Annotated in this window: 6 protein-coding genes; all 6 read left to right on the top strand. The window is 54.4% G+C overall.

Annotated elements, in window-relative coordinates; translation table 11 throughout:
* The first annotated feature begins 294 nt into the window (after positions 1 to 294).
* The 6 genes from AD928_RS00580 (at position 295) to AD928_RS00600 (ending at position 3,723) form a co-directional block, all read left to right on the top strand.
* Positions 295 to 1,728 (top strand): DUF6880 family protein, encoded by a 1,434-nt coding sequence (locus tag AD928_RS00580; RefSeq protein ID WP_062247427.1) that lies wholly within the window; start codon positions 295 to 297, stop codon positions 1,726 to 1,728.
* 105 nt (positions 1,729 to 1,833) lie between these two features.
* On the top strand, positions 1,834 to 2,058 hold the full coding sequence (gene vapB / locus AD928_RS00585; RefSeq protein WP_062247431.1) for a type II toxin-antitoxin system VapB family antitoxin: 225 nt from the start codon (positions 1,834 to 1,836) through the stop codon (positions 2,056 to 2,058).
* The gene (vapC, locus tag AD928_RS00590) at positions 2,058 to 2,462 is read left to right on the top strand and encodes a type II toxin-antitoxin system tRNA(fMet)-specific endonuclease VapC (protein WP_062247429.1); all 405 of its coding nucleotides are present in this window, start codon (positions 2,058 to 2,060) and stop codon (positions 2,460 to 2,462) included. The genes vapB and vapC overlap by 1 nt, the downstream gene beginning before the upstream one ends.
* Before the next feature lie 156 nt (positions 2,463 to 2,618).
* Positions 2,619 to 2,864: a type II toxin-antitoxin system CcdA family antitoxin gene (locus tag AD928_RS14260; protein ID WP_080587162.1), complete on the top strand. Its 246-nt coding sequence runs from the start codon at positions 2,619 to 2,621 to the stop codon at positions 2,862 to 2,864.
* Positions 2,865 to 3,170, top strand: a complete 306-nt coding sequence (locus tag AD928_RS00595) for a CcdB family protein (protein WP_042788970.1) — start codon at positions 2,865 to 2,867, stop codon at positions 3,168 to 3,170. It abuts the gene before it with no gap.
* A 154-nt stretch (positions 3,171 to 3,324) separates the two neighbouring features.
* Positions 3,325 to 3,723: a tyrosine-type recombinase/integrase gene (locus tag AD928_RS00600; protein ID WP_082779659.1), complete on the top strand. Its 399-nt coding sequence runs from the start codon at positions 3,325 to 3,327 to the stop codon at positions 3,721 to 3,723.
* Positions 3,724 to 3,808: the final 85 nt, after the last annotated feature.

The following is a 3,808-nucleotide window of genomic DNA, read 5'->3' on the forward strand; positions in this document are numbered from 1 at the left end:
AAGTCACTCTTTTTATGGGGGGATTACCCGAGAAAGAACAACCTTGGCAGAAATCATGCAAAACGTGATCGACGTGCCGCCAGAAAAAGATCTGCTTTTCATGCTCAAAAATGCAGGGTGGGAGTCACGAAGGACTGCCACCGGGCGCTTCTGGGTGAAAACCAGGGGGTGAATAGCCGACATCGGATACGCCCGTCCGGCTTGGAGGGGCGTATCCGATGAGAGGAAGGCTCTGACACGCCGGACCAACACTGGGCGATTGCGCTTCCTGAGGGAGAGCCATAACCTGCTTCCATGACTCGAAATCCCTTTGAAAAGCCCAAGTCCCGTGCCTCAGCGAAAGTCGGCACGACGGTCACGAGGGACAATCTGAAGGCGCTTGGTGCGGACCGACTTGCGGACTTGCTCGTCGAACTGGCAGGGCAGGACACCGCACTGACCCGTAAGCTTCGCATGGCGCTGACGGCGGTTCACGCGAAGGACAAACTCGGTAAGGAGATCGAAAAGAGGCTGCGCACGATCCAGCGTTCCCGTGGGTTCCTGCCCTGGGACCGGATCCGTCCTCTGGCTGCTGAACTTGATACCCTGCGGCAATCCATTCTTGACGACGTCGCCTATGCCGATGTCGGGCAGGCCATTTCGGCTATGCGGCTGCTCGTGGAGATTGCCCCATCCGTTTACGAGCACTCGGACGATAGTTCCGGATATCTGTCGGACGTATTCAGGGAGGCCGCCTCTGACCTCGGTGCCCTCTGGGGACGACAGGCCAACCGGGATCCCACCATCGTTGTCACAGACCTTCTCACGCTACTTGATCATGACGGGTATGGCACTTGCGATCGTCTGCTTGCTGCGTGTGGCACGGCATTGGGCGAAACGGGTGCAGCCATGCTCAGAACCATGCTTTTGGCACGACTGCATGACCTTCCTGCGTCAAAGGGGAAGAGAGATTATCATACCGACATCGCGCGTATGCAGACAATCGGTTACCTGCGGGATCTGGCCGATGCCATGGACGACGTCGATGCGTATAGTGAAGCTGTCAGCCTGAGTGATCGTCAGTGTGCCTATATCAGCGACGTTGCGCGGCGTCTCATGGACAAGGGACGGCATCATGAGGCACTCGGGTGGCTCGACCGGGACACTGAGGAGAATTCCCGCTTTTACAAGGAAAACGACGATCTGCGGATTGAAGCATACGAGGCCGTTGGAGACAGAGACAAAGCCCAGGCCCTGCGATGGAACGTCTTTCGGGAACGCCTGAGCCTGCCGCACTGGAAAGCCTATCAGCGTCATCTCAGCGATTATGATGCGATCGACGCCGAAGAGCAGGCGCTCGATCACATCCGGACTTTCCCGAATAGAAGCGTGGCCCTGTCTACTCTGCTGGAATGGCCAGCGCTCGACGAAGCTGCCCGTCTCGTGCGGCATCATACAGCGGAACTGGACGGACGGGACTACGGGACGCTGCGTTCGGCAGCTGAACGTCTATCTGAATCTTATCCCAATGAGGCAACTTTGCTCTACCGTCTGCTGGTCGAGGCCGTGCTGGACAGGGCGCTTTCCCGTTACTACGCCTATGCCGCAAAGGATCTTGCGTCCTGTCAGCGACTTGCACCCATGTTGACCATGGCTGAAGGCATGGAATCCCATGGAACGTTCATGACCCGGCTGAAGGCTTCACATAAGCGCAAACTGGGATTCTGGTCATTGATCGCCGTGCCCTGAGAGCAGGGTTGGGGGAAAATGGTCTGGCCAGTATTGCGAGCGAATTCCATTGCTACCCGGCAAGAGCTTGGATATACTGTCGGCATATCCCAAATGGAGGTTACGATGCTCACCCGCACGACGCTCTTTCTGTCCAATCGCTCCCAGGCCGTGCGTCTTCCCAAAGCGGTTGCGTTTGACGCCAGCCTGAAAGACGTCGTGATCATCCAGGACGGTGCGCGTCGTATAATCGCACCTGCAAATGCCGCATGGGACGACTTCTTTGCGGCTCCGGGCACTCCACTGCCTGAGCGTGATCAGCCGAGGATGCAGGAACGCGAAAGCTTCTGATGCTTCGTTATCTTCTGGGTACAAATTTTTGCATCCGCGTCCTGCGCGATCGTCCGCAAGGCTTGCGCGAGCGTTTCAATGATAACGCCGAGGCGCTCTGCATCTCGGATGTCGTGCTTTACGAACTTCTCTACGGAGCCGAAAAATCTCACGATCCGGTAAAGATTCGACGTGAGGTTGAGCATTTTGCCGCGCGTCTGTCTGTTTTACCATTTGATGATGACGCCGCAGCCCATACAGCGGAAATCAGGGCAGAGCTGGAAACGCGTGGCTGTGTCATCGGCCCATACGATTTGATGATTGCCGGGCACGCTCGAAGCAGGGGGCTTGTCGTTGTGACCGGAAATCTACGAGAATTTACGAGGGTAGATGGGTTGCGATCTGAGGATTGGACGGCCGGTTAAGGGATAAGTGGAGCTTCGGCTTCTGCCTCATGTCAGACGTAACAGGAATTGCTGGAGTTTTCTGAAAGCAGGCATATATCGAGATGATAATATGCGCATGGAAATGTGCATAAACATGTGCTATGTTTCAGTTCTCATGTAAATAGGATCAAAGCTATGGTTCGTGTGCACTCCACCAGTCCGTTGCGTCGTCCCACTAATGTGACGTTACCTGCTCAGTTACTCGAAGAAGCCAGATCGCTTGATCTCAACATATCGCAGGCCTGCGAACAGGGGTTGAAGTCAGCGATCGCTTCGGTTCGTGCTCAACAATGGCTCGCAGAAAATCGCTCCTCTCTTGAAGCATCCCGACAGTATGTCGAAAAGAATGGTCTTCCTCTGGCGGATTATCGGAACTTCTGAATGGCGCGTTTTGATGTGTATTGTTTGGCCGGACGAGGTGAAGCGCGTTTCGTTTTAGATGTGCAGGCAGACCTGCTTGACGAGTTGGGCACCCGCATTGTGGTGCCGCTTTTATCACAGAAAGTGGCACCCAAGCCGGCAAAGAGACTGAATCCGATTTTCGTAGTCGATGACCAGTCGTTCGTTATGATGACACAGTTTATGGCTGCTGTACCTGACCGTGATCTGAAAAAAGTCGTGACGTCATTGTCTCTTTATCAGGATGAAATCATCCAGGCTATTGATCTACTTTTAACTGGTTTCTGAGGGAGAGCCTTGGTCGGCTTCCGCCTCATGTAGGTCATAAACGGAGCCTTGCGGGTTTCCGGAAAGCGGACAGTCAGCAATAGTTCTCGTTATCCGTCGAGATCCTTTCCAGACTTCTGATTGCTGCATCTGCAGCTGATCAGGAGAAAGTATCATGGAAAAGAAAACGCGTTTTCCATCGCCTACGCTGAAGGCGTCCGTACCTTGGAATGCAGGGAAAATGGTTGGCGCCAAGCGAGCGCTCAAAGAAAAGCACGTCTGGGCTATTCGGTTCTGGCTGGGGAGCGAACAGCGTGTCAGAGACAGAGCTTTGTTTGATCTTGCTCTCGATAGCAAGCTCAGAGGTTGCGATCTTGTCAGCCTTCGTATCGGCGACATCGTGACCAGCGGTCAGGTGCGTCACCGAGCCATGGTCGTCCAGCAGAAAACCCGGCGACCTGTACAGTTCGAAATTACAGAAACAACGCGGGAAAGCGTGCGGGCGTGGCTGGAACATCGCGGTGGTGGCCTGAATGAGTATGTTTTTCCAAGTCGCCTAAGTGTCAGGTTGTGAGACGTCATTGGCGTAATCAAGGATTTCGTCGACCTGTTTCATGATGTCACGACCAGCCAGTTTGATATAGTCTTGATTACGTGAC

Origin of the sequence: Acetobacter cerevisiae (assembly GCF_001580535.1) — a bacterium.
GTDB classification, from domain to species: domain Bacteria; phylum Pseudomonadota; class Alphaproteobacteria; order Acetobacterales; family Acetobacteraceae; genus Acetobacter; species Acetobacter cerevisiae.